Source organism: Variovorax sp. CAN15, assembly GCF_030462475.1.
GTDB lineage: Bacteria > Pseudomonadota > Gammaproteobacteria > Burkholderiales > Burkholderiaceae_C > Variovorax.
This window is the reverse complement of the sequence record NZ_JASMRZ010000020.1, coordinates 32771-54422: the sequence shown is the minus strand read 5'-3', so window position 1 is coordinate 54422 and position 21652 is coordinate 32771. Positions and strand designations below refer to the sequence as shown.

General features: G+C 67.9%; 18 protein-coding genes. 12 read left to right on the top strand and 6 right to left on the bottom strand.

What is annotated here, in order from left to right; translation table 11 throughout:
- Window positions 1–32 precede the first annotated feature (32 nt).
- The 4 genes from QMO14_RS15370 to QMO14_RS15355 all read left to right on the top strand — a co-directional run bounded on the left by QMO14_RS15370 (window position 33) and on the right by QMO14_RS15355 (window position 5419).
- Window positions 33–1154, top strand: a complete 1122-nt coding sequence (locus QMO14_RS15370) for a 5-methyltetrahydropteroyltriglutamate--homocysteine S-methyltransferase (protein WP_301508091.1) — start codon at window positions 33–35, stop codon at window positions 1152–1154.
- 28 nt (window positions 1155–1182) lie between these two features.
- Complete coding sequence (locus QMO14_RS15365; protein ID WP_301508090.1) at window positions 1183–1848, top strand: glutathione S-transferase family protein; 666 nt, start codon at window positions 1183–1185, stop codon at window positions 1846–1848.
- A 46-nt stretch (window positions 1849–1894) separates the two neighbouring features.
- On the top strand, window positions 1895–3271 hold the full coding sequence (locus tag QMO14_RS15360; RefSeq protein WP_301508089.1) for a phospholipase D-like domain-containing protein: 1377 nt from the start codon (window positions 1895–1897) through the stop codon (window positions 3269–3271).
- Window positions 3272–3652: 381 nt separating this feature from the next.
- Window positions 3653–5419, top strand: coding sequence for an Ig-like domain-containing protein (locus tag QMO14_RS15355; RefSeq protein ID WP_301508088.1), 1767 nt, complete (start codon window positions 3653–3655; stop codon window positions 5417–5419).
- Window positions 5420–5425: 6 nt separating this feature from the next.
- On the opposite strand, the gene QMO14_RS15350 is transcribed toward QMO14_RS15355, so the two are convergent.
- Window positions 5426–6511, bottom strand: a complete 1086-nt coding sequence (locus QMO14_RS15350; RefSeq protein WP_301508087.1) for an ROK family protein — start codon at window positions 6509–6511, stop codon at window positions 5426–5428.
- 111 nt (window positions 6512–6622) lie between these two features.
- Here QMO14_RS15350 and QMO14_RS15345 point away from each other — a divergent pair, with 111 nt between their 5' ends.
- The gene (locus QMO14_RS15345; RefSeq protein WP_301508086.1) at window positions 6623–8179 is read left to right on the top strand and encodes a glycine betaine ABC transporter substrate-binding protein; all 1557 of its coding nucleotides are present in this window, start codon (window positions 6623–6625) and stop codon (window positions 8177–8179) included.
- Between the two features lie 28 nt (window positions 8180–8207).
- Here QMO14_RS15345 and QMO14_RS15340 read toward each other — a convergent pair whose 3' ends face one another.
- The 5 genes from QMO14_RS15340 to QMO14_RS15320 all read right to left on the bottom strand — a co-directional run bounded on the left by QMO14_RS15340 (window position 8208) and on the right by QMO14_RS15320 (window position 14177).
- Window positions 8208–9644, bottom strand: coding sequence for an aldehyde dehydrogenase family protein (locus QMO14_RS15340; protein ID WP_301508085.1), 1437 nt, complete (start codon window positions 9642–9644; stop codon window positions 8208–8210).
- A gap of 143 nt (window positions 9645–9787) precedes the next feature.
- Complete coding sequence (gene gudD / locus QMO14_RS15335; protein WP_301508084.1) at window positions 9788–11113, bottom strand: glucarate dehydratase; 1326 nt, start codon at window positions 11111–11113, stop codon at window positions 9788–9790.
- 8 nt (window positions 11114–11121) lie between these two features.
- Window positions 11122–12033: a 5-dehydro-4-deoxyglucarate dehydratase gene (gene kdgD, locus QMO14_RS15330; RefSeq protein ID WP_301508083.1), complete on the bottom strand. Its 912-nt coding sequence runs from the start codon at window positions 12031–12033 to the stop codon at window positions 11122–11124.
- 154 nt (window positions 12034–12187) lie between these two features.
- On the bottom strand, window positions 12188–13195 hold the full coding sequence (locus QMO14_RS15325; protein ID WP_301508081.1) for a tripartite tricarboxylate transporter substrate binding protein: 1008 nt from the start codon (window positions 13193–13195) through the stop codon (window positions 12188–12190).
- Between the two features lie 115 nt (window positions 13196–13310).
- Window positions 13311–14177 carry a FadR/GntR family transcriptional regulator gene (locus tag QMO14_RS15320; protein WP_301508080.1) on the bottom strand — a complete coding sequence of 289 codons (867 nt, stop codon included), beginning with the start codon at window positions 14175–14177 and terminating at the stop codon, window positions 13311–13313.
- Window positions 14178–14415: 238 nt separating this feature from the next.
- On the opposite strand from QMO14_RS15320, the gene QMO14_RS15315 reads away from it, so the two are divergent.
- The 7 genes from QMO14_RS15315 (at window position 14416) to QMO14_RS15285 (ending at window position 21644) form a co-directional block, all read left to right on the top strand.
- The gene (locus QMO14_RS15315) at window positions 14416–15234 is read left to right on the top strand and encodes an NAD(P)-dependent oxidoreductase (RefSeq protein ID WP_301508079.1); all 819 of its coding nucleotides are present in this window, start codon (window positions 14416–14418) and stop codon (window positions 15232–15234) included.
- A complete protein-coding gene (locus QMO14_RS15310) occupies window positions 15224–16114 on the top strand; it encodes an SMP-30/gluconolactonase/LRE family protein (RefSeq protein ID WP_301508078.1) in 891 nt (296 codons plus the stop codon). The genes QMO14_RS15315 and QMO14_RS15310 overlap by 11 nt, the downstream gene beginning before the upstream one ends.
- A 75-nt stretch (window positions 16115–16189) precedes the next feature.
- On the top strand, window positions 16190–17167 hold the full coding sequence (locus QMO14_RS15305; RefSeq protein WP_301508119.1) for a TRAP transporter substrate-binding protein: 978 nt from the start codon (window positions 16190–16192) through the stop codon (window positions 17165–17167).
- 12 nt (window positions 17168–17179) lie between these two features.
- The gene (locus QMO14_RS15300) at window positions 17180–17674 is read left to right on the top strand and encodes a TRAP transporter small permease (protein WP_301508077.1); all 495 of its coding nucleotides are present in this window, start codon (window positions 17180–17182) and stop codon (window positions 17672–17674) included.
- Complete coding sequence (locus QMO14_RS15295; protein ID WP_301508076.1) at window positions 17665–19017, top strand: TRAP transporter large permease; 1353 nt, start codon at window positions 17665–17667, stop codon at window positions 19015–19017. Before QMO14_RS15300 ends, QMO14_RS15295 begins: the two co-directional genes overlap by 10 nt.
- Window positions 19018–19036: 19 nt before the next feature.
- Window positions 19037–20614, top strand: a complete 1578-nt coding sequence (gene garD / locus QMO14_RS15290) for a galactarate dehydratase (protein ID WP_301508075.1) — start codon at window positions 19037–19039, stop codon at window positions 20612–20614.
- Between the two features lie 49 nt (window positions 20615–20663).
- Window positions 20664–21644 carry a tripartite tricarboxylate transporter substrate binding protein gene (locus QMO14_RS15285; RefSeq protein WP_301508073.1) on the top strand — a complete coding sequence of 327 codons (981 nt, stop codon included), beginning with the start codon at window positions 20664–20666 and terminating at the stop codon, window positions 21642–21644.
- Window positions 21645–21652 lie beyond the last annotated feature (8 nt).

Below are 21652 nucleotides of genomic sequence, written 5' to 3'. Positions count from 1 at the left end.
CGTTCCCCCTCAAGATCACGACGGAGCCATCCATGACACAGCACGCCGCATTGCCCGCCCGCTACGACCACGTGGGCAGTTTCCTGCGTCCCAAGTACCTGCTCGAAGCCCGCGAGCAGAAGGCCAAGGGCGAGATCACGCCCGAGCAGCTTCGCCTCGTCGAGGACAAGGCGATCACCGAGATCGTCAGGTTCCAGGAAGACATCGGGCTGAAGAGCATCACCGACGGCGAATTCCGCCGCACCTATTTCCACATCGACTTCCTCGACCAACTCGGCGGCGTGAAGACCGACATTCCGGTCACCATCCGCAAGCCCGACGGCACCGAAGAACTGGCGCCGCCCGCGATGCGCGTGATCGACAAGGTCCGCCACGTCAAGGACATCCAGCTCGCCGACTTCCAGTACCTCAAGAGCCAGGTCTCGGCAGGCCGCACGCCGAAGGTGACGATCCCCTCGCCGACCATGCTGCACTTCCGCGGCGGGCGCGCCGGCATCAGCAAGGACGCCTACCCCGAGCTCGACCCGGCGTTCTACGACGACGTGGCAAAGGCCTACGGCGACGAGCTGCGCTCGCTGGCCGCCGCCGGCTGCACCTACGTGCAGATGGACGACACCAACCTCGCCTACCTGTGCGACGAGCACATGCGCGAAGCCGCCCGCAAGCGCGGCGACGACCCGAACGAACTGCCGCACCGCTACGCCGCCTTCATCAACAAGGTGGTCGCGCAGAAGCCGCCAGGCATGCTGCTGGCCATGCACCTGTGCCGCGGCAACTTCAAGAGCACGCACGCCGCCGCCGGCAACTACGAGCCCGTGGCCGAGGCACTGCTCAAGGAGATGGACCTCGACGCCTACTTCATGGAATACGACGACGCCCGCTCGGGCGACTTCAAGCCGCTGCGCTACCTGCCCAAGGGCAAGACCGTGGTGCTCGGCCTGGTGACCACCAAGTTCGGCCAGATGGAAGACAAGGACGAACTCAAGCGCCGGATCGAGGACGCCGCCAGGTACGCCTCGCTCGACCAGCTCGCGCTGTCGCCGCAGTGCGGCTTCTCCAGCACCGTGCACGGCAACAACATCGCGGTGGAAGCGCAGCGCAACAAGCTGCGCCTGGTGGTCGAGACCGCGCAGGAGGTCTGGGGCTCGACCTGACGCCCGCTTTCTGTTGAAGTCAGGGCCTATGACGACTCACATCTACTCAGGCCCCCTCAGCATGTTCGGCGCCAAGGTCGAGATCGCGGCACGCGAGAAAGGCGTGCCCTTCGAACTGGTCATGGTGCCCTTCATCGAAGGCGACTTCTACGAGCCCAAGCACCCCGAGGTGCTTCGGGTCAACCCGGTCAAGCAGCAGGTGCCGGTGCTGGTCGACGACGAGGTCTCGCTCTTCGACTCGACGCAGATCTTCGAGTACCTGGAAGACCGCTATCCCAGCCCCGCGCTGTGGCCCGAAGGCATTGCCGAGCGGGCCCGCGCGCGGCAGCTGGAGCAGAAGTCCGACGAGGTCTTCTTCCCGAACGTCATCAAGCTCTTCGGCCTGCAGGAAGCCATGCAGAGCGCTCCCGCGATCGCGGCCTGCGCCGGCTGCGCGCGCTTCTACGAAGAGATGGAAAGCCTGCTCGCCACGCGCGAGTACCTGGCCGGCCCTTATTCCTTCGCCGACATCGCCTTTTACATGGCCTGCATCTTCGCGGACCGCAAGGGCGCGGGCATGACCGACGCCACGCCGCGCCTGCTCGCTTGGCGCACGCGCGTGGGCGACCGGCCCGCGGTGCGCGCGTCGGTCCATCCGATGATGCGTTTCCTCGCCTCGCAGGGACGCGGCGTGCCCTCCTTCCTGCAACGCTGAAGGGCCACTGAAGGCGACGCGCCGGGCGCTCAGGCATCATCGGTTCATGCCGTCCAAAGAGTTCGACTGGCTGCCTTCTCCCTCGCAGCACTTTCTCGTCGTCACTTTCGCACTGCTGGTCTACGTGCTGACCACGCGAGCGCGCCGCGAGCAGCGCGCCCCCACCACCGCCATCGCCTGGGTCATGGGGCTGGTGCTGATGCCCTATTTCATCCTGCCGATGTACCTGCTGTTCGGCCAGCGCAAGCTGCGCCCGGCGGGTTCGCCCCGGCCGCCGCGCTCGGTGCCGCCGGGCCACTGGGCCGCCGACCTGATCGAGAGCTTCGGCCTCGCGCCGCCGGGGCGCTGCGCGATCCGCATGCACGCCGACGGCGAGGCCGCGCGCGAGGCGCTGTGGGAGGTGATCGACGGCGCGCGCGAGCGCATCGACGTGTGCACCTTCATCATCGGCGACGACCCGCTGGGCCACGCGGTGCTGGAGCGGCTCGCCCAGCGGGCGCGCGAGGGCATCAAGGTGCGGGTGCTGCTCGACGGCTTCGGCGCGCTGTCGCTGCCGCGCCATCACTTCGACCGGCTGCGCGCGGCGAGCGGCGAGGTGGCGGTGTTCCGCCCCTTCTTCAGCCTGCGCCGCATCGGCCCGCGCAACCTGCGCAACCACCGCAAGTTCACCATCGCCGACGACCGCTGGCTGTGGTCGGGCGGACGCAACCTCGCCGGCGAATACTTCACCGGCAACGACAAGCACCCACAGGCCTGGCGCGATCTTTCCTTCGACCTGCGCGGCAGCGTGGCGGCCGCGGCGGCACGCCAGTTCGACCACGACTGGGCCTCGGTGCGAAGCCGCAAGGCCCGCGCCATCACCGCGCCCGATGCGGAAGGCCCGGGCACGGCCATGGCCCAGTTCCTGCCGAGCGGCCCCGACCAGACGGAGGACACGGCGCATGCGCTGCTGATCGACGCCTGCTTCCGCGCCGAGCACCGCATCCTCGCCATCACGCCCTACTTCGTGCCCGGCGACGGCCTGCGCGATGCCCTGCGACTGGCCGCGCGCCGGGGCGTGCAGGTGACCATCGCGATGCCTGCCCGCTCGAACCACCGGCTGGCCGACTTCGTGCGCGCACGCGCCATGCGCGACCTGGCGCGCGCGGGCGTGAGCTTTCGCATGCTGCCCTTCATGGCACACGCCAAGGCGGTGGTGGTCGACGATGAACTCGCCATGTGCGGATCGATCAACCTCGACCTGCGCAGCCTGCTGCTGAACCACGAGGCGGCCGTGGTGTTCTACGGCCACGAAGACATCGAATGGCTCGCCGAGTGGATCGAGACCACCGCCTCGGCCGGCGAGCCCTACCGCGCGCGGCGACCAGGCCTGCTGCGCGACGTGGCCGAGGGGCTGCTGCTGACTGTTGCCTTCCAGCTCTAGGACGCAAGGCGCGGTGAGCGCCAAGCAGCTCGGCTGCGCGAGCGAAGCGCAGCACCGCAATGCGCCCGGCATTCGCCCTTGCCTGCGGATTGGCCCCGTCCGAATGCCGATTCACCCCAGGCGCCCAAATGCAGGAGTGGGTCTGTAATCCAGGATGTACAAATGCAACAAATATGAAACCAATTGAACAAGCACACTAAAATACCCACCGGTTTCGGGGATTGACAAACCTTCCAGCCCCGCCGGCTCACCCCGGACGGACGCTGACGGATCTCCCGGCACCCCCTGCCTGGCGGGGTAGCCCGCCCGGGCACGGCCTCTCGCGGGGCCGGCCAGGGCGCCGTTCGTTGGAGTCTTCCGCCCCACTCCTGGGGAAAACCGATGCGAGCTTTCTTCTCGCTGCGTACCCTGGCGAATCTGGCAAGTCTGGCGAAATCGGCGCTGATGCTGACGACAACGCTTTTCGCACTGTCCGGAATCCCGTCGACCGCCTTCGCCGCCATGGACGAGATCGGCCGGGCCGCGCCAAGCACCCACCGCCTGAAATTCATCGTCGACCCCGAGCTGGCCACCGACATCGGTCCCGCCGAAGCGGCCCGCCGTCTCGCGCAGTACGTGGCCGACGTCAACACCGTGTTCACGCGCGAGACGGTGCGCAGCTTCTCCTTCGACCCGGCCGCCGACCTTCAGCTGACCGCGCCCGCCAACGCGCCGCAGTGCAGCTACAACGGGCTGGTCAATGGCGAGGTGGTGGTGTGCGTGTCGAAGTCCACCCGCGGCTACAGCCACGGCGGGCTTTCCACGAGCTGGACCTTTCCGCAGAAGGGCGTGACCTGGAACCTGAACTGGATCGCCATCCACGACCCGCTGCGCCTGACGCGCGCGCCCACGCCCGGCGCGCCCGAGTCCACCGAGAAGGACTACCTCGCCCGCCAGCTCAAGACCCTGCTGCACGAGCTGGAGCATGTGTTCGGCGCGGGCTCGGGCGAGTACTACAACAGCGTCGCCGTGGCCGACACCACCGGCGTCGCGCCCATTGCCGACCTCGCATTGGCCAGCGACAGCGACCGCTACTGGTGGAGCCGCCAGCACTGGCGGCTCGACCCGCTGCTGGGCACGGTCTTCGAGCAGCGCCGCGACCCGGCCGCCAACCGCGTGGCAACGCTGGAGATGATCCGCTTCACTGAAGGCACCCGGGCCAACATCAATACCGACTGGACCGACTGGCCCAAGCTCGGCAGCTCGAAGTTCATGGCGGGCACCACCGCCACGCAGGTGCGAATCACCGATCGCGACACCGGCGCCGTCCTGCCCGGCGCGCAGGTGTCGGTGTGGCGCAACCCCGGCCTCGGCAAACCGCTGGTGATGCTGTCGACCGGCGTGGCCGACGCCTCGGGCCGCTACCAGTTCGACTGGGACTGCGGCTTCAGCTGCTTCGCCGTCGGCAAGACCACGCTGCTGGTGAAGGCGCGCGCGGCCAACCGTGCGCCCGGCGCGACCTGGTTCACCATCTTCGATGCGTTCGAGCAGAAAGCGGTGCACGGACAGCCGATGTTCACCATCGACCTCGCGCTCGGCAGCCCCGACGCGACGCCGCCCTCGGTATCGGTGGCGGCGCCTTCGATGGCCACCATGGGGCAGCTCACCGTCATCGCGCCCGCGGTGGTCGACAACGTGGCCATCGTCGGCGTGAAGGTGATGGGCCGCGACAGCATTCCGATCTGCACCTTCACCGCCCCGCCCTATACCTGCAGCTGGACGCCGAGCGCGCCCGGCGTGCAGACCATTCGCGTGATCGCGCTCGATGCGGCTGGCAACTCGGCGGTGGCTTCGGCCAACGTGATCGTCAACGCGCCTTCAGACACCGTGCCGCCGGCCGTTTCGCTGGCCGTGCCCCCGAACGTGCCCGCTGGCGTGGCCGCAAGGCTCTCCGCCGGCGCGTCCGACAACGTCGGCGTGGTCGAGCTGAAGTTCATCATCGACGGCAAGACCGCCTGCACGCTGCGCGCGGCGCCTTACGTGTGCGCGTGGACGCCGAAGCGGCCCGGCTCGGCGAACGTCGAAGTGCGCGCCATGGATGCGGCGGGCAACGTGGCCAGCAGTTCCGCCAGCATGCGCATCGAAGGCCTGCGCGCCGAGGACCTCTGACCTGGCTCAGTCCCTGTTGGTGAAGCTCGCGTTGCCCAGCCCCGTGCCGATGGTGAGCACGCCCCAGTGCCGCACCTCGCGCATGAAGGGCAGTTCGCTCAGGCCCTGCACCACCGCGTCGTTGTGCATCAGCACCAGCGTCGGGCCCGAGCCCATCATCGGCATGCGGCGCCACAGCTGGCTGGGCAGGTGGAAGGCGTGCCCTTCCCAGTCGCCCGGCAGGTTCTGCGCGCCGCGCGCGATGGAGCCGTCGGGCCGTATGAGGCCCGGGCAGCCGATGCCGACGAAGGGCGCGAGCCGGATCTTCTTGCGCTCGCTGTAGCGCACCATGTCTTCCAGCATGCCGGCGATGTGATCGACCATGCCTGCGCGGTTGGGGCCTTCGTCCGCGTGGCGCCATTTCTCGCGGCGCACCACCTTCGCGAGCGAGAAGTCGGGCGCCTTGCGGTGGCGCGTCTTCACGATGCCGCAGCGCACGTTGGTGCCGCCTATGTCCACCGCGAGGATCGCGTCGTGCCCCTTCAGCATGGCGGGCGGCACGAGGTGCACCCAGCCGATCAGGCCGCCATCGTCCACGTCATGCGAGAGACGGGCGATCTGCACGTGCAGGCCCATCTCCTCGAGGATGGCGCCGGTCTGCAGGATGGCGCGCTCGCCCACGTCGCTCTCCGGAAAGCCGCCACCGATCACGATGCGCTGCACCTGCTTCCATGAAGGCTGGCGCATGAATCGCTGGATCACCTGAGCAAGCTCCAGCGCAAATTCCTCGATGGCCACGTGCATCAGGTCGGTGGCTTCGGACGCCTTCTTCTCCTGCAGCGCGCGGTCGAGCTCCTTCTTGGCGAGGTCGCGCGAATGCGAGAGGCCCAGCGGGTCCTTGCCCTTCCTGCGGCGGCGCTTGCGCCAGCGTTCGAGCAGCTCGCGGAATGCCGTCTGGCTGGCCTGGTCGCCGACGAAGCCGTCCTTGTCGCGCAGCTGGAGGCTGTAGCCGTCGACCTGCAGGCCGGGCAGTTCGCGCAGGCCGTGGACGTCGGGGCCGGGGAGGTTGTCGCCTCTGTCGGGTTGGGTCTTTTTCCGGGTCTTTTTCTTCATTGCCGCCCACTGTGAGCCCGTTGGGCGACCGGCCCCATCGGCTCCGCGCGCCACGGCTTGTAGGAGATCGACGGGTACGCGCAGCGGGAGCTTGTCTATACACTGGCCCGGATGCACCTGCCCCGCAGCCTCCTGCGCGCCGCCCTGCTCTTCGCCCTCGCCTGGCTTGCCGTCTGCGGCATCGCGCGGGCGGCGGACGAGACGCTGCGCGTCGGCTCCAAGCGCTTCACCGAGTCGTACATCCTCGCCGAGCTGCTGGCGCAGACGGCCGCGCCGCACATGGCCACGCCGCCCGTCGTGCGGCAGGGGCTGGGCAACACGGCCATCGTCTACGAGGCGCTGCGCTCGGGAGCGATCGACCTCTACGCCGAATACACCGGCACCATCGCGCTCGAAATCCTCAAGGGCGCGCCGGCCGAGACGCGCGAAGCGATGAACGCCGCGCTCGCGCCGATGGGCCTGGGCGTGGCAATTCCGCTGGGCTTCAACGACGGCTATGCGCTCGCGGTGCGCGCGGCCGATGCCGACCGGCTGGGCCTGCGCACGCTGAGCGACCTGGCGAAGCACCCCGAGCTGAAGTTCGGCCTGTCGAACGAATTCATCGGACGCGCAGACGGCTGGAAGGGTCTGGCCGGGCGCTACGGCTTCACGCAGACGCCCACCGGCCTCGACCACGGGCTGGCCTACGACGCGGTGGCCGCGAAGCAGATCGACGTGATCGACATCTACACCACCGACGCCAAGATCGACCACCTCGGCCTGCGCGTGCTGGAGGACGACAAAAAGTACTTTCCGCGCTACGACGCCGTGGTGCTCTACAAGCTCGACCTGCCCAGGCGCCTGCCCAAGGCCTGGGCCGCGCTGCAGACGCTGGAAGGCAAGATCGACGAGCACGCGATGATCGCGATGAACGCGCGCGCCGAGCTGCAAGGCGTGCCCTTCGACGCGATCGCGCGCGACTTCATCGCCAGCACCGGCAAGGGCGGCGCTAATGCGCAGCCGCGGGAAGCGCGCCGCGGCTTCATGGCCAAGTTGTTCGGACCCGACCTGTGGAAGCTCGCACGGCAGCACCTGCTGCTGGTGGCGCTGTCGGTGGGCATCGCGATCCTCATCGGCGTGCCTGTCGCGATCCTGGTGTTTCCGCACATGCGGCTGCGCGCGGTGGTGCTGGGATTCGCCAGCCTGCTGCAGACCGTGCCCTCGCTGGCGCTGCTGGCCGTGCTGATCTCGATGCTGGGCGCCATCGGCGCGCTGCCGGCGCTGATCGCGCTCACCCTCTACTCGCTGCTGCCGATCATGCGCAACACCGTGACGGGCCTGGCCGAGGTGCCCAACGGCCTGCGGCTGGCCGGCACCGCGCTGGGCATGACACCGCCGCAGAGCCTCCGGCTGGTGCTGCTGCCGCTCGCGCTGCCCACGCTGCTGGCGGGCGTGCGCACCGCCACGGCGATCGCCATCGGCACCGCCACCATCGCGGCCTTCATCGGCGCGGGTGGCTTTGGCGAGCGCATCGTGACGGGGCTGGCGCTCAACGACCGGGAGCTGCTGGTGGCAGGCGCGCTGCCTGCGGCGGCGCTGGCGTTGCTGAGCGAGGGGGTGTTCGAGCTGGTCGAATACCTGATGCGAAGACGCCGGCGTGCGCCGCCGTCTTCGCTCCCGCCCGCCTGAAGACGGGCTGGAAGATCGGGGAGACCGGTCAGGCCAGCGTGTACGCCGTCTTCACCGTGGTGAAGAACTCCTGCGCATAGCGTCCCTGCTCGCGCGGACCGTAGCTCGAACCCTTGCGGCCGCCGAAGGGCACGTGGTAGTCCACGCCCGCCGTCGGCAGGTTGACCATCACCATGCCGGCCTGGCTGTGGCGCTTGAAGTGCGTGGCGTACTTCAGCGATGTGGTGGCGATGCCGGCCGAAAGGCCGAACTCGGTGTCGTTGGCCGTGGCCAGCGCTTCCTCGTAGTTCTTCACGCGGATCACGCTCGCCACCGGGCCGAAGATCTCTTCCTTGTTGATGCGCATGGCCGCGGCCGATTCGCTGAAGAGCGCCGGCGACATGTAGTAGCCGTCGGTCTCCAGCTTCAGCAGCTCGCCGCCGGCCGCCAGCGTGGCGCCTTCGCTCTTGCCGATGGCGACGTACTCCATGTCCTGGTCGAGCTGCGACTTCGACGAGACCGGGCCCATGTCGGTGCCCTGCGCGAGCGCGTTGCCCACCTTGATCTTCGCCATGCGCTCCTTCATGGCGGCGATGAACTTCGGATAGATGCCTTCGGTCACGATGAGCCGGCTCGACGCGGTGCAGCGCTGGCCGGTCGAGTAGAAGGCGCTCTGCACGCTGAGTTCCACGGCCTGCGCGAGGTCGGCGTCGTCCAGCACCACCTGCGGGTTCTTGCCGCCCATCTCGAGCTGCACCTTCTTGTGGTTGGTGACGCACTGCACCGCGATGTTGCGGCCCACGCCCACCGAGCCGGTGAAGCTGATCGCATGGATGCCGGGGTGGTTGACCAGCGCATTGCCGATCACGCTGCCGCGCCCCATCACCAGGTTGAACACGCCGGCCGGAATGCCCGAGCGGCTGATGATCTCGCTCAGGGCCCAGGCGCTGCCCGGCACCAGGTCGGCGGGCTTGAGCACCACGCAGTTGCCGAATGCCAGCGCGGGCGCGATCTTCCAGGCCGGAATGGCGATCGGGAAGTTCCACGGCGTGATGAGGCCGACCACGCCGACCGGCTCACGCGTGATCTCCACCCCGATGCCCGGGCGCACCGAGGGCAGCAGCTCGCCCGACAGGCGCAGGCACTCGCCCGCGAAGAACTTGAAGATGTAGCCCGCGCGCGCGGCCTCACCGATGCCCTCGGCCTTGGTCTTGCCCTCTTCGCGTGCCAGCAGCGTGCCCAGCTCTTCCTTGCGCGCGAGGATCTCGTTGCCGATCTTGTCGAGCGCATCGGAGCGCGCCTGCACGCTGCCGGTCGCCCAGGCCGGGAAGGCGGCGGTGGCGGCCGCCACGGCCGCGTCGACGTGCGATGCATCGCCCTGCGTGTATTGGCCGATCACGTCGGACAGGTTGCTCGGATTGACGTTGGGGCTGTAGCCGGCGCCTGCACGCCATTCGCCGCCGATGAGGTTGTCGAAGTTCTGCATCTTGGGTCCTTTTTCAATGCGGTTCGAAGAAGCGCCAGTCGTTTCGGGAATACCGCGGAACCAGCCTTGCCGGGCCGCAGGTATTGCCCCCAGCAAGGGGGGATTGGCGGCCGCGGGGAGCGGGCAAGCCTGGGCGTGATTCTCTACCTGATCATGCAGGGCTTCTTGTTGTCGAAGGTCCACCCCGGAATCAGGTACTGCATCGCCTGCGCATCGTTGCGCGCGCCCAGGCCGTGCTTCAGGTACAGCTGGTGCGCCTTCTCGACTTCGTCCATGTCGAGTTCCACACCGAGGCCGCCGCGCGTGGGCACCTTCACGAAGCCGCCTTCGATCTTCAGCGGTGCCTTGGTCAGGTGCTGGCCGTCCTGCCAGATCCAGTGCGTGTCGATGGCCGTCACCTTGCCCGGCGCGGCCGCCGCCACGTGCGTGAACATCGCGAGCGACACGTCGAAGTGGTTGTTCGAATGCGAGCCCCAGGTCAGGCCCCAGGCCTGGCACAGCTGCGCGACGCGCACCGAGCCCTGCAGGGTCCAGAAATGCGGATCGGCCAGCGGGATGTCGACCGACTGCAGCGAAAGGCTGTGCACCATCTCGCGCCAGTCGGTGGCGACCATGTTGGTGGCGGTGGGCAGGCCGGTGGCGCGGCGGAACTCGGCCATCACCTCGCGGCCCGAGAACACGCCCTCGGCGCCGCACGGGTCTTCGGCATAGGCCATCACGCCGTGCAGGTCGCGGCACAGGCGGATGGCGTCCTGCAGCAGCCAGCCGCCGTTCGGGTCGAGCGTGACACGCGCTTGCGGGAAGCGCTCGTGCAGCGCGCGGATGGCTTCGACTTCCTCCTCGCCGCGCAGCACGCCGCCCTTGAGCTTGAAGTCGGTGAAGCCGTAGCGCGCGTGCGTGGCCTCGGCCAGGCGCACGATGGCCTCGGGCGTCATCGCCTCCTCGTGGCGCAGGCGGAACCAGTCGTTGTCGGCGCCGGGGTCGCTCTCGTAGGGCAGGTCGGTCTTCCTGCGGTCGCCCACGTAGAAGAGATAGCCGAGCATCTGCACCGCGTCGCGCTGCTGGCCCTCGCCGAGCAGGGCTGCCACGGGCACTTCGAGGAACTGGCCCAGCAGATCGAGCAGCGCGGCTTCGACGGCCGTGACCGCATGGATGGTCACGCGCAGGTCGAAGGTCTGCAGGCCGCGCCCGCCGCTGTCGCGCCCGGCGAAGGCGCTGCGCATGCTGTTGAGGATCGCGTTGTGCCGGCCGATGGGCTGGCCGACGATGAGGTCGCGCGCATCTTCCAGCGTCTGGCGGATCTTCTCGCCGCCCGGCACCTCGCCCACGCCGGTATGGCCGGCACTGTCGGTCAGGATCAGCAGGTTGCGCGTGAAGAACGGGCCGTGGGCACCGCTCAGGTTCATCAGCATGCTGTCGTGGCCCGCGACGGGAACCACGCGCATGCCGGTGACGGTGGGCGTACTCATGGCCCGGCTCACTGCGGCCCGAGCGCGTCGATCAGCGCCTTGAGCTGCTCCATCTCGGCGGGCTTCAGGTCGGTGAGCGGCGCGCGCACGGGGCCGGCGTCGTGGCCGACGATCTTTGCGCCGGCCTTCACGATGCTCACCGCGTAGCCCGGCACGCGGTTGCGCAGCTCGAGGTAGGGCATGAAGAAGTTCTTCAGCAGGCGGTGCTGGGTCGGCAGGTCGTCGGCGGCGACGGCCTTGTAGAAGTCCATGGCGGTCTTCGGAATGAAGTTGAAGACGGCCGACGAATACACCGGCGTGCCCATCGCCTTGTAGGCGGCTGCGTAGACCTCGGCGGTGGGCAGGCCGCCCAGGTAGGCGAAGCGGTCGCCCATCTTCTGGTAGATGGCGACCATCGCCTCGATGTCGCCCACGCCGTCCTTGAAGCCGACGAGGTTGGGGTTGCGCTCGGCCAGCGCGGCCAGGGTGTCGGGCTTCAGGCGGCTGGTGGCGCGGTTGTAGACGATCACGCCGAACTTCACGCTCTTGCACACGGCCTCGACGTGCGCGGCCAGGCCTTCCTGGCCGGCTTCGGTGAGGTAGTGCGGCAGCAGCAGGATGCCGTGCGCGCCGGCCTTCTCGGCGGCTTGAGCGCACTGGATGGCGAAGCGCGTGGGGCCGCCCGCGCCCGCGATGATCGGCACCACGCCGCGGCAGGTGTCGACCGCGGTCTGGATGATGCCGGGGTACTCGTCGCCGGTCAGCGAGAAGAACTCGCCCGTGCCGCCGGCCGCGAACAGCGCGCTCGCGCCGTAGGGAGCCAGCCATTCGAGGCGCTGCTGGTAGCCCTTCTTGTTGAAGTCGCCGTTGCTGTCGAAGTCGGTCAACGGGAACGAGAGCAGGCCGGAGCCCATGATGGTCTTGAGTTCTTGCGGGTTCATCGGGAAGAGTCCAGTGAAGATTGGGAAAAGAAGAAAGAGATGAGGAAGGCAATGCGGCCGCCGCCGGGCCGACCCAAGGCGGGCCGTGCCTCTCCCTCGGGGGATGGCGAATTACACGGAGCGCAGCGAGTGAAAAGCCGGGGGGCGGACATGACTAATCGAGCCTGACGTTCGCCTCTTTGATGACCTGCGCCCAGCGCGCGCGCTCCTTGGCGAAGAACTGGTCCTGCTCGGGCGCGGTCATGGTCACGACCTCGGCGCCCTGCCCCGCGAGGCGGGCGCGGATGTCGGCGGTGCGGATGATGCGCACCAGCTCGCGGTTGAGCCGGTTGATGATCGCGTCGGGCACCCCGCGCGCGGCGACCATGCCCTGCCAGGTGCCCGACTCGTAGCCGGGAACGCCCTGCTCCGCGATGGTGGGCACGCTGCCGATCAGCGGCATGCGCGTGGCCTTGGACAGGGCAATGAGCTTGAGCTTGCCGGCCTGCACCTGCGGGTAGGTGGCGAGCATGCCGTTCATCAGCACCTGCGTCTGGCCCGAAACGGTGTCGAGCACGGCCTGCACGCCGCCCTTGTAAGGCACGTATTCCCACTTGGCGCCGATGCGGCGCTGCAGCTCGATGCCCGCGAGGTGCGCGGTGCTGCCGCTGGCGGTCACGGCGAAGTTGAGATCGCTCTTCTTCGAAAGCTCGACCAGTTCCTTCAGCGTGTTCGCCTGCACCGAGGGATGCACCACCAGCAGGTGCGGCGAATAGGCCAGCATCGAGACGCTGCGCAGGTCCTTCGACGGGTCGAAAGGCAGCTTGGGGTACAGCGACGGGCTGATGGCCAGCGCGCCCAGGTCGCACAGCATCAGCGTGTAGCCGTCGGCCGGCGCCTTGGCCAGCAGGTCGGCGCCGAGGTTGCCGTTGGCGCCTGCCTTGTTGTCGATGATCACCGACTGGCCCAGCGCCTCGGACAGCGGCTGGCTGATGGCCCGCGCAATGATGTCGGACGAACCGCCCGGCGGGTACGGAACGATGATCCGGATCGGCTTCGAGGGCCAGTTGCCGGTGCCGCCCTGCGCGCCGGCCGCCGCTTGCGCGAAGGAGCGCACCGGCAGGCTGGCGGCCAGCGTCGTGGCCAGTGCGGCGCCGAGTGCGCCGCGTCGATTGATGGTCATGCTGCCTCCTGTTGTTCGATGGTCGTCACGGCCTTGCGCGCGACTGGCCGCACAAGTTATCAGTCATCGTACAACCAGAGATATAAGTTGTCCAGCAAGCGGGACAAGAAAAATATCAGAGGGACGAAGCGCCGTCGGACGATGGCACGACCGCGTCGCCACCTGCCGCAGCAGCATCGGCCTTCGCCTTCTGCTGCGCCGCCTCCTGCGCCATGCGCAGCCGCTCGCGGCTGTTGGTCAGGTGGATGCGCATGGCGGCGCGCGCCGACTCGGGGTCGCGCCGGGCGATGGCTGCGTAGATTTCTTCGTGCTCGCGGTTGACGCGGCTCAGGTAAGGCGCCCCGCCCTCGTGGGTGCGGATGGCGCTGATGCGGGTGCGCGGGATGAGCGTGGTGCCCAGGTGCCGCATGATGTCCGCGAAGTACGGGTTGCCGGTCGACTCGGCGATCTGCAGGTGGAAGCGGAAGTCAGGCCCCACCGTGTCGCCCGCCACCACCACGTTGCGCTCGAAGTCGTCGAGCGCCTGGCGCATGGCCACGAGCTGTGCGTCGGTGCGGCGGCTGGCGGCAAGGCCGGCCGATTCAGTCTCCAGGCTGATGCGCAGCTCCAGCACGGCCAGCACGTCTACCGATGCGGCGATCTCGCCCGGATCGAGGCGGAACACCCCCCCGGTACGCGGCTGCAGCACGAAGGTACCGACGCCGTGCAGCGTCTCGACCAGCCCCGCGGCCTGCAGCTTCGACAGCGCCTCGCGCACCACGGTGCGGCTCACGCCATAGGCCTGCATGATGGCCGACTCGGTCGGCAGCTTGTCGCCCGGCCGCAGCGACTGGCTGCGGATCTTCTCGCCCAGATCTTCGACCAGCCCGTGCGCGAGGCCGCGTGCGCGCTGTCGCGGACGCCCCACGAAAGAGGGCGCCGAAGAAGCGGCCTCCGCCGGAGCGTCAGCCACCAAGGGATTACCCGCAGTCGTCTGAACCATGGCCACGATGATAATCTCCAAACTAGTTGTACGACAACAGATAACTTATCACTCAACTCCCAAGCGTCGCGGGCTTATCCGCCAGCGGCCTTCGGTTTCCACGGCACCGAAATGCAGCGCCTTTTCGATCTCGCGACCTCGACCTTGCTTCACCGGCATCGTACCGGCCGCTTCCGCGAAGCCGCCGCGACGGCAGCCCCTCGGAAACCATGACCCCAGCATGCAAGGACGCGCAACCATGACAGACAACAAAAAGATGAACCGCCTCCTGCTGACCGGCGCGGCCGGCGGCCTCGGCAAGGTGCTGCGCGAGCGGCTCAAGCCATATGCCAGCGTGCTGCGCCTGTCCGACATCGCCTCGCTGGCGCCGGCCACCGGCGCGAACGAGGAAACCGTGCCCTGCGATCTCGCGGACAAGGCCGCGGTGCATGCGCTGGTGGAAGGCTGCGACGCCATCGTCCACCTGGGCGGCGTGTCGGTGGAGCGGCCCTTCGAGGAAATCCTCGAGGCCAACATCAAGGGCGTGTTCCACATCTACGAGGCCGCGCGCCGCCACGGCGTGAAGCGCGTGGTGTTCGCGAGCTCGAACCATGTGATCGGCTTCTACAGGCAGAGCGAGCACATCGACGCCCATGCCGCGCGCCGGCCCGACGGCTACTACGGCCTGTCGAAGTCCTTCGGCGAAGACGTGGCGCAGTTCTACTTCGACCGCTGGGGCATCGAGACGGTGAGCATCCGCATCGGCTCCTCCTTCCCCGAGCCGGCCAACCGCCGGATGATGAGCACCTGGCTCAGCTACCGCGACCTGACCTCGCTGATCGAGAAGTCGCTGTTCACGCCCGACGTGAAGCACACGGTGGTCTACGGCATGTCGAACAACCGCGACGTGTGGTGGGACAACAGCGCGGCCGCGCACCTGGGCTTCGTGCCGCAGGACAGCTCCGAAGTGTTCCGCGACAAGGTCGAGGCACAGCCGCCCGTCGCGCCGACCGACCCGAACGCCATCTACCAGGGCGGCGCCTTCACCGCACAAGGCCCGTTCGGCGATGAGCGCTGAACTCGTTCTCGACGCGCGCAACGGCACCGGCGAGAGCCCGGTGTGGCATGCGGGCGAACAGGCGCTCTACTGGGTCGACATTCCGGCACGCACGCTGAACCGCTGGCATGCCAGCGAAGGCCACGCGAAGTGGACCGCCGGCGAAATGATCGCCTGCATCGCGCCGCGCGCCGACGTGCCCGGCGAATGGATCGCCGGCATGGAAAGCGGCCTGTTCTCGTTGAAGCCGCAGGCCGACGGCACGCTGGCTGCCACCTCCCTGGCGCCCGTCGAACACGCCGCCCCGGCCATGCGATTCAACGACGGCCGCTGCGACCGCCAGGGCCGCTTCTGGGCCGGCACCATGCTGCTGGACATGGCCGCAGGTGCGCGCGTCGGCCGCCTCTACAGCTACGGCAAGGGCGACGGCAACGCCGCCCTTCGCCTCGACGACCTCATCGTGCCCAACGGCCTGGCCTTCAGCCCCGACGGCCGCACGATGTATCTCTCGGATTCGCACCCCACGGTGCAGGCCGTGTGGGCCTTCGACTACGACACAGCCACCGGCACGCCGGGCAACCGGCGCCTCTTCGTCGACATGAAGCCCCTGCCCGGGCGCCCCGACGGCGCCGCCATGGACACCGACGGCTGCTACTGGATCTGCGGCAACGACGCCGGCCTGGTGCACCGCTTCACGCCCGACGGCCGGCTCGACCGATCGCTCGAAGTGCCGGTGAAAAAGCCCGCGATGTGCGCCTTCGGCGGCGCCGGGCTCGACACCCTCTTCGTCACCTCCATCCGACCCGGCGGCATCGACCTGTCGGACCAACCACTGGCTGGCGGCGTGTTCGCGCTGCGGCCCGGCGCACAGGGCCTCGCGGAGCCCGCTTTCGACATCTGACCCGTTTATCGACCCATTCATCCGCTGCGTTTTCTTTTCATCCACCGAGGAGCATCAAAAATGAAATCACTACAAATGAAGAAGCTGTCGGGCCTGATCGCGATCGGTTTGATCGCATTCACGGCAAGCAACGCCGCCATGGCGCGAACCTTCCGTTCCGCAGAGGTGCACGCCAAGGACTTTCCCACCAATCAGGCGGTGAAGTTCATGGGCGACGAGCTGTCGAAGGCCACGGGTGGCAAGGACAACATCAAGATCTTCGCGGACAGCTCGCTGGGCTCCGAGAAGGACACGGTCGAACAGGTGAAGATCGGCGCGCTCGACATGGTGCGCGTGAGCAGTGCGTCGTTCCACGGCATCGTGCCGGAGTCGGTCATTCCGTCGCTGCCCTTCCTGTTCCGCGACATCGAGCATTTCCGCAAGGCGATGTACGGCCCCGCCGGCGACAAGGTGCTCGCAGCGTTCGAGAAGGCCGGCTTCATCGGCCTGTGCATGTACGAAAGCGGCGCCCGCTCCGTCTACGCCAAGAAGCCGATCAAGTCGGTGGCCGACATGAAGGGCCTGAAGATCCGCGTGCAGCCCTCCGACCTGATGGTGAGCCTGGTGAGCGCCACGGGTGCCTCGCCCACGCCGATGCCCATCGCCGAGGTCTACACGGGCCTGAAGACCGGCCTGGTGGACGCCGCCGAGAACAACTACCCGTCGTACGAAGAGGCCAAGCACTTCGAGGCCGCACCGGTCTACTCCGAGACCATGCACGTCATGACGCCCGAGGTGCTGGTGTTCTCCAAGAAGATCTGGGACACGCTCACCAAGGAAGAGCAGGTCGCGATCCGCAAGGCCGCGAAAGACTCGGTGCCCTACTACGTGAAGCTGTGGGAGCCGCGCGAGAAGGACGCCAAGGCGGCCGTCATCAAGGGCGGCGCCAAGATCGTCGCGGCCTCCGAGATCGACCGCAAGGGCTTCGTCGACGTCGAGAAGCCGGTGTGGGACAAGTTCGCGACCACGCCGGAGCAGAAGGCGCTGGTGCAGGAAATCGTCAACACCAAGTGACGCGCGCCGCAAATGAGCCTGCTTACCTCATTGAACGCGCGGCTCTCCCGCTGGGCGATGTACATCGCCTGCGTGTGCCTTGTCGGCCTGCTCGGGGTCGTCGTCTACGGCGTGGTGTTGCGCTACGTCTTCAATGACGCCCCGCCGTATGTCGAGCAGGTCGCGCTGCTGCTGGTGATCTCGGTCGCCATGTTCGGCGCCTCCACCGGCGTGCGGGACGCCGGGCACATCGGCCTCGACTCGCTGGTGAAGGCCCTGCCGCCCAAGGGCCAGTTCTGGTGCAAGGCGCTCACCTGCGTGCTGACCATCGGCTTCGCCGTGGCGCTGTTCGCGGGCGGCGCCGAGATGGCCGTGTCCACGCGCGAATCGACGATTCCCACGCTGGGCCTGTCCGAAGCCGTGCGCTACGTACCGATCCTCTTCGCCGGGGTGCTGATCACTCTTTTCTCCATCGAGCACCTGGCTGCTCAGTTCACCGGCCAGAAGGTCGTTCCATCATGGCATTGACAGTGCTGTCCCTCAGCTTCGTGCTGTTCCTGCTGCTGGGAATGCCGGTGGCCTTCGCCATCGGGCTGAGCTGCCTGGCCACCTTCGCCTACGAAGGCCTGCCCTTCGAGACCGCCATCCAGATGATGGTGTCGGGCATGAACGTGTTCTCGTTCCTGGCCATTCCGTTCTTCATCTTCTCGGGCGAGCTGATGCTGCACGGCGGCATCGCCGACAAGATCGTCGCCTTCGCGCGCAGCCTGGTGGGCCACTGGAAGGGCGGCCTCKGGCTGGCCAACGTGGTGGCGTCCACGCTCTTCGGCGGCGTATCGGGCTCGCCGGTGGCCGACACCTCGGCCATGGGCGGCGTGATGATCCCGATCATGAAGCGCGAGGGCTACAGCGCGGCCTACGCGGTGAACGTGACCACGCACGCATCGCTCTCGGGCGCGCTGATGCCGACCTCGCACAACATGATCATCTACGCCTTCGCCGCGCAGGCCGCGGTGGGCACGATCGACGGGCACATCATCAAGGGCGTGTCCATCGGCGACCTGATGTTCGCGGGCCTGATCCCGGTGTTCTGGATCATGGTGTGCATGCTGGTGGCCGCCTACTGGCAGGCCGCCAAGCACGGCTACCCCAGGCGCACCGACGGCAGCACCATGGTCGAGCGCTTCCCCGGCTGGGGGATGGTGGGCAAGACCTTCCTGTCGGCCATTCCCGGCCTGATGGTGATCGTGATCATCCTGGTGTGCGTGATGCAGGGGGTGGCAACAGCCACCGAGGCGGCAGCCATCGCGGTGACGTATTCGTTATTGCTCACAGTGGTGGCCTACCGCACGATGACGCGCGAGAAGCTCTTCAAGTCGCTGGCCAAGGCGTCGAAGACCACCGGCGTGATCCTGCTGCTGATCGGCGTGTCGAACATGCTGCGCTACCAGATGGCCTACCTGGAGATCCCGGACGCCATCGAGTCGGTGCTGCTGGCCGCGACCTCCAGCCCCTGGCTGATGCTGCTGTACATCAACATCATCCAGATCTTCCTGGGCATCTTCCTGGACATGGCGGCGCACATCCTGATCACCACGCCGCTGTTCCTGCCGCTGGCCATCCAGATGGGCGTGGGCCCGGTGCAGTTCGGGATGATGCTGCTGCTGAACTGCGCGCTGGGTCTGGTGCATCCGCCGGTGGGCACGGTGCAGTTCATCGGCTGCGCCATCGGCAAGATATCCATCGGGGAGGCGACCAAAACCGCCTGGCCCTACTATCTGGCGATCTTCATCGCCATCACCCTGGTGACCTACGTGCCGGCCTTCTCCACCTGGCTGCCGACGATGCTGACCGGCCACAAGGTGCTGTAAGCAAAAAGAGGTTCGCACGATGAGCAACGCCACCGGAGCCTCGCCGCTCTACATCCGCATCCATGCCAGCGACAACGTCGCCATCGTCGCCAACGACGGCGGCCTGAAGGCCGGCGCGGAATTCCCCGACGGCCTGCGGCTGGTCGACAACGTGCCGCAGGGCCACAAGGTCGCGCTGGTCGACCTCGCCGAAGGCGACGCCATCCGCCGCTACGACGTGGTGATCGGCTACGCGCAGAAGGCGCTGCCGCGCGGCAGCTGGGTGCACGAACGCGTGATGCTCATGCCGGTGGCGCCGGAGCTCGACGGCCTGCCCATCGCGACCGTCAGGCCCCCCGCCCTGCCGTCGCTGGAGGGCTACACCTTCGAGGGCTACCGCAACGCCGACGGCTCGGTGGGCACGCGCAACATCCTGGCCATCACGCAGACGGTGCAGTGCGTGGCGGGCGTCACCGAATTCGCGGTGCAGCGCATCAAGTCCGAGCTGCTGCCGAAGTACCCCAACGTCGACGACGTGGTGGCGCTGGAGCACACCTACGGCTGCGGCGTGGCCATCGATGCGCCCGACGCCATCGTGCCCATCCGCACGCTGCGCAACATCAGCCTCAATCCGAACTTCGGCGGCGAGGTGATGGTGGTGAGCCTGGGCTGCGAGAAGCTGCAGCCCGAGCGGCTGCTGCCGCCCGGCAGCATTCCCATCGCAGACCAGCGCGGCGGCACAGTGCCCGACGCCGCGCTCGACGTCGTCTGCCTGCAGGACGACGCGCACGTCGGCTTCATGTCGATGATCGATTCGGTCATGCGACAGGCCGAGGAGCACCTCGTGCGGCTCAATGCGCGCAAGCGCGAGACCGTGCCCGCCAGCGAACTGGTGGTAGGCGTGCAATGCGGCGGCAGCGATGCCTTCTCCGGCGTCACCGCCAACCCGGCGGTGGGCTTCTGCACCGACCTGCTGGTGCGCGCCGGCGCCACCGTGATGTTCTCCGAGACCACCGAGGTGCGCGACGGCATCGACCAGCTCACCTCGCGCGCATCCACGCCCGAGGTGGCCGAGGCCATGATCCGCGAGATGGCCTGGTACGACGCCTACCTGAAGAAGGGCCTGGTCGACCGCAGCGCCAACACCACGCCGGGCAACAAGAAGGGCGGGCTCTCCAACATCGTCGAGAAGGCGATGGGTTCCATCGTCAAGTCGGGCTCCGCACCGATCAGCGGCGTGCTCGCGCCCGGAGAGAAGGCCACGCAGAAGGGCCTGATCTACACAGCCACGCCCGCCAGCGACTTCATCTGCGGCACGCTGCAGCTGGCCGCCGGCATCAACCTGCACGTGTTCACCACCGGCCGCGGCACGCCCTACGGTCTGGCCGAGGTGCCGGTGATCAAGGTCGCCACGCGCAGCGAGCTCGCGCGCCGCTGGCACGACCTGATGGACGTGAACGCGGGCCGCATCGCCGACGGCGAGGCCAGCATCGAGGACGTGGGCTGGGAACTCTTCCGGCTGATGCTCGAGGTGGCCAGCGGCCGCCGCAAGACCTGGGCCGAGCACTGGAAGCTGCACAACGCGCTGGTGCTGTTCAACCCTGCGCCCGTGACCTGAGCCGCACCGCTTTCCATCGCAAACCAGAACCACAACAGAGACAAGACAGATGACGAAAAAATTCCTGCGCGAGCTCGCGGCCCTCACAGGCGCCGCATGCCTCGCATTCGGCCTCGCGGCGTCCGCCGCCCATGCCACCGGCACCGACTACCCCAACCACGTGGTCGAGCTGGTCGTGCCCTACCAGCCCGGCGGCGGCACCGACGCGCTGGCGCGCGCCTTCGCGGACGCGAGCCGCAAGCACATGTCCGAGAGCATCGTGATCGTGAACCGTCCCGGCGCGGGCGGCGCCATCGGCTGGAACGAGGTGATCCATTCCAAGCCCGACGGCTACAAGCTCGCGGTGCTCACGGTCGAACTGCTGACGCTGCCGCACCTGGGCCTGGCCAAGTTCAACTACGACGACTTCCAGCCCATCGCGCAGCTCAACGCCGACCCGGCCGCCATCACGGTGAAGGCCGACTCGCCCTACAACACCATCGAGGAATTCGTCGCCGCGGCGAAGAAGAAGCCGGGCGAGATGGGCGTGGGCAACTCGGGCACGGGCTCGATCTGGCACCTGGCGGCCTCTGCGCTGGAGGACAAGACCGGCGCCAGGTTCAACCACATTCCCTTCCAGGGCGCGAACCCCGCGGTGCTGGCGCTGCTGGGCGGCCACGTCGACGCGGTGGCCGTGAGCCCGGCCGAGGTCTCGACCTACGTGCAGGCCGGCAAGCTCAAGATGCTGATGGTGATGGCCGACAAGCGCCTGCCCGCCTTCGACAAGGTTCCCACGGCCAAGGAGCGCGGCATCGACATCTCGATCGGCACCTGGCGCGGCCTCGGCGCGCCGAAGAACACACCGCCCGAAGTGATGGCCAGGCTGCGCGACATCGCTGCCAGGACCGCGAAGGAGCCGGCGCTGCGCGAGGTGATGGACAAGCAGAACCTGGGCTACGTCTACACCGACGGCGCGGCCTTCAAGGAAACGCTGGCGAAGGACAACGAGTACTTCAGGCAGCTCATCACCAAGCTGGGCATCAAGCCCTGAGGCGGCTC

Excerpts from the sequence above, each read along its gene's own strand:
- QMO14_RS15370 (WP_301508091.1), top strand. The coding sequence starts at position 33 with ATGACACAGCACGCCGCATTGCCCGCCCGCTACGACCACGTGGGCAGT.
- QMO14_RS15365 (WP_301508090.1), top strand. The coding sequence starts at position 1,183 with ATGACGACTCACATCTACTCAGGCCCCCTCAGCATGTTCGGCGCCAAG.
- QMO14_RS15360 (WP_301508089.1), top strand. The coding sequence starts at position 1,895 with ATGCCGTCCAAAGAGTTCGACTGGCTGCCTTCTCCCTCGCAGCACTTT.
- QMO14_RS15355 (WP_301508088.1), top strand. The coding sequence starts at position 3,653 with ATGCGAGCTTTCTTCTCGCTGCGTACCCTGGCGAATCTGGCAAGTCTG.
- QMO14_RS15350 (WP_301508087.1), bottom strand. The coding sequence starts at position 6,511 with ATGAAGAAAAAGACCCGGAAAAAGACCCAACCCGACAGAGGCGACAAC.
- QMO14_RS15345 (WP_301508086.1), top strand. The coding sequence starts at position 6,623 with ATGCACCTGCCCCGCAGCCTCCTGCGCGCCGCCCTGCTCTTCGCCCTC.
- QMO14_RS15340 (WP_301508085.1), bottom strand. The coding sequence starts at position 9,644 with ATGCAGAACTTCGACAACCTCATCGGCGGCGAATGGCGTGCAGGCGCC.
- gudD (WP_301508084.1), bottom strand. The coding sequence starts at position 11,113 with ATGAGTACGCCCACCGTCACCGGCATGCGCGTGGTTCCCGTCGCGGGC.
- kdgD (WP_301508083.1), bottom strand. The coding sequence starts at position 12,033 with ATGAACCCGCAAGAACTCAAGACCATCATGGGCTCCGGCCTGCTCTCG.
- QMO14_RS15325 (WP_301508081.1), bottom strand. The coding sequence starts at position 13,195 with ATGACCATCAATCGACGCGGCGCACTCGGCGCCGCACTGGCCACGACG.
- QMO14_RS15320 (WP_301508080.1), bottom strand. The coding sequence starts at position 14,177 with ATGGTTCAGACGACTGCGGGTAATCCCTTGGTGGCTGACGCTCCGGCG.
- QMO14_RS15315 (WP_301508079.1), top strand. The coding sequence starts at position 14,416 with ATGACAGACAACAAAAAGATGAACCGCCTCCTGCTGACCGGCGCGGCC.
- QMO14_RS15310 (WP_301508078.1), top strand. The coding sequence starts at position 15,224 with ATGAGCGCTGAACTCGTTCTCGACGCGCGCAACGGCACCGGCGAGAGC.
- QMO14_RS15305 (WP_301508119.1), top strand. The coding sequence starts at position 16,190 with ATGAAGAAGCTGTCGGGCCTGATCGCGATCGGTTTGATCGCATTCACG.
- QMO14_RS15300 (WP_301508077.1), top strand. The coding sequence starts at position 17,180 with ATGAGCCTGCTTACCTCATTGAACGCGCGGCTCTCCCGCTGGGCGATG.
- garD (WP_301508075.1), top strand. The coding sequence starts at position 19,037 with ATGAGCAACGCCACCGGAGCCTCGCCGCTCTACATCCGCATCCATGCC.
- QMO14_RS15285 (WP_301508073.1), top strand. The coding sequence starts at position 20,664 with ATGACGAAAAAATTCCTGCGCGAGCTCGCGGCCCTCACAGGCGCCGCA.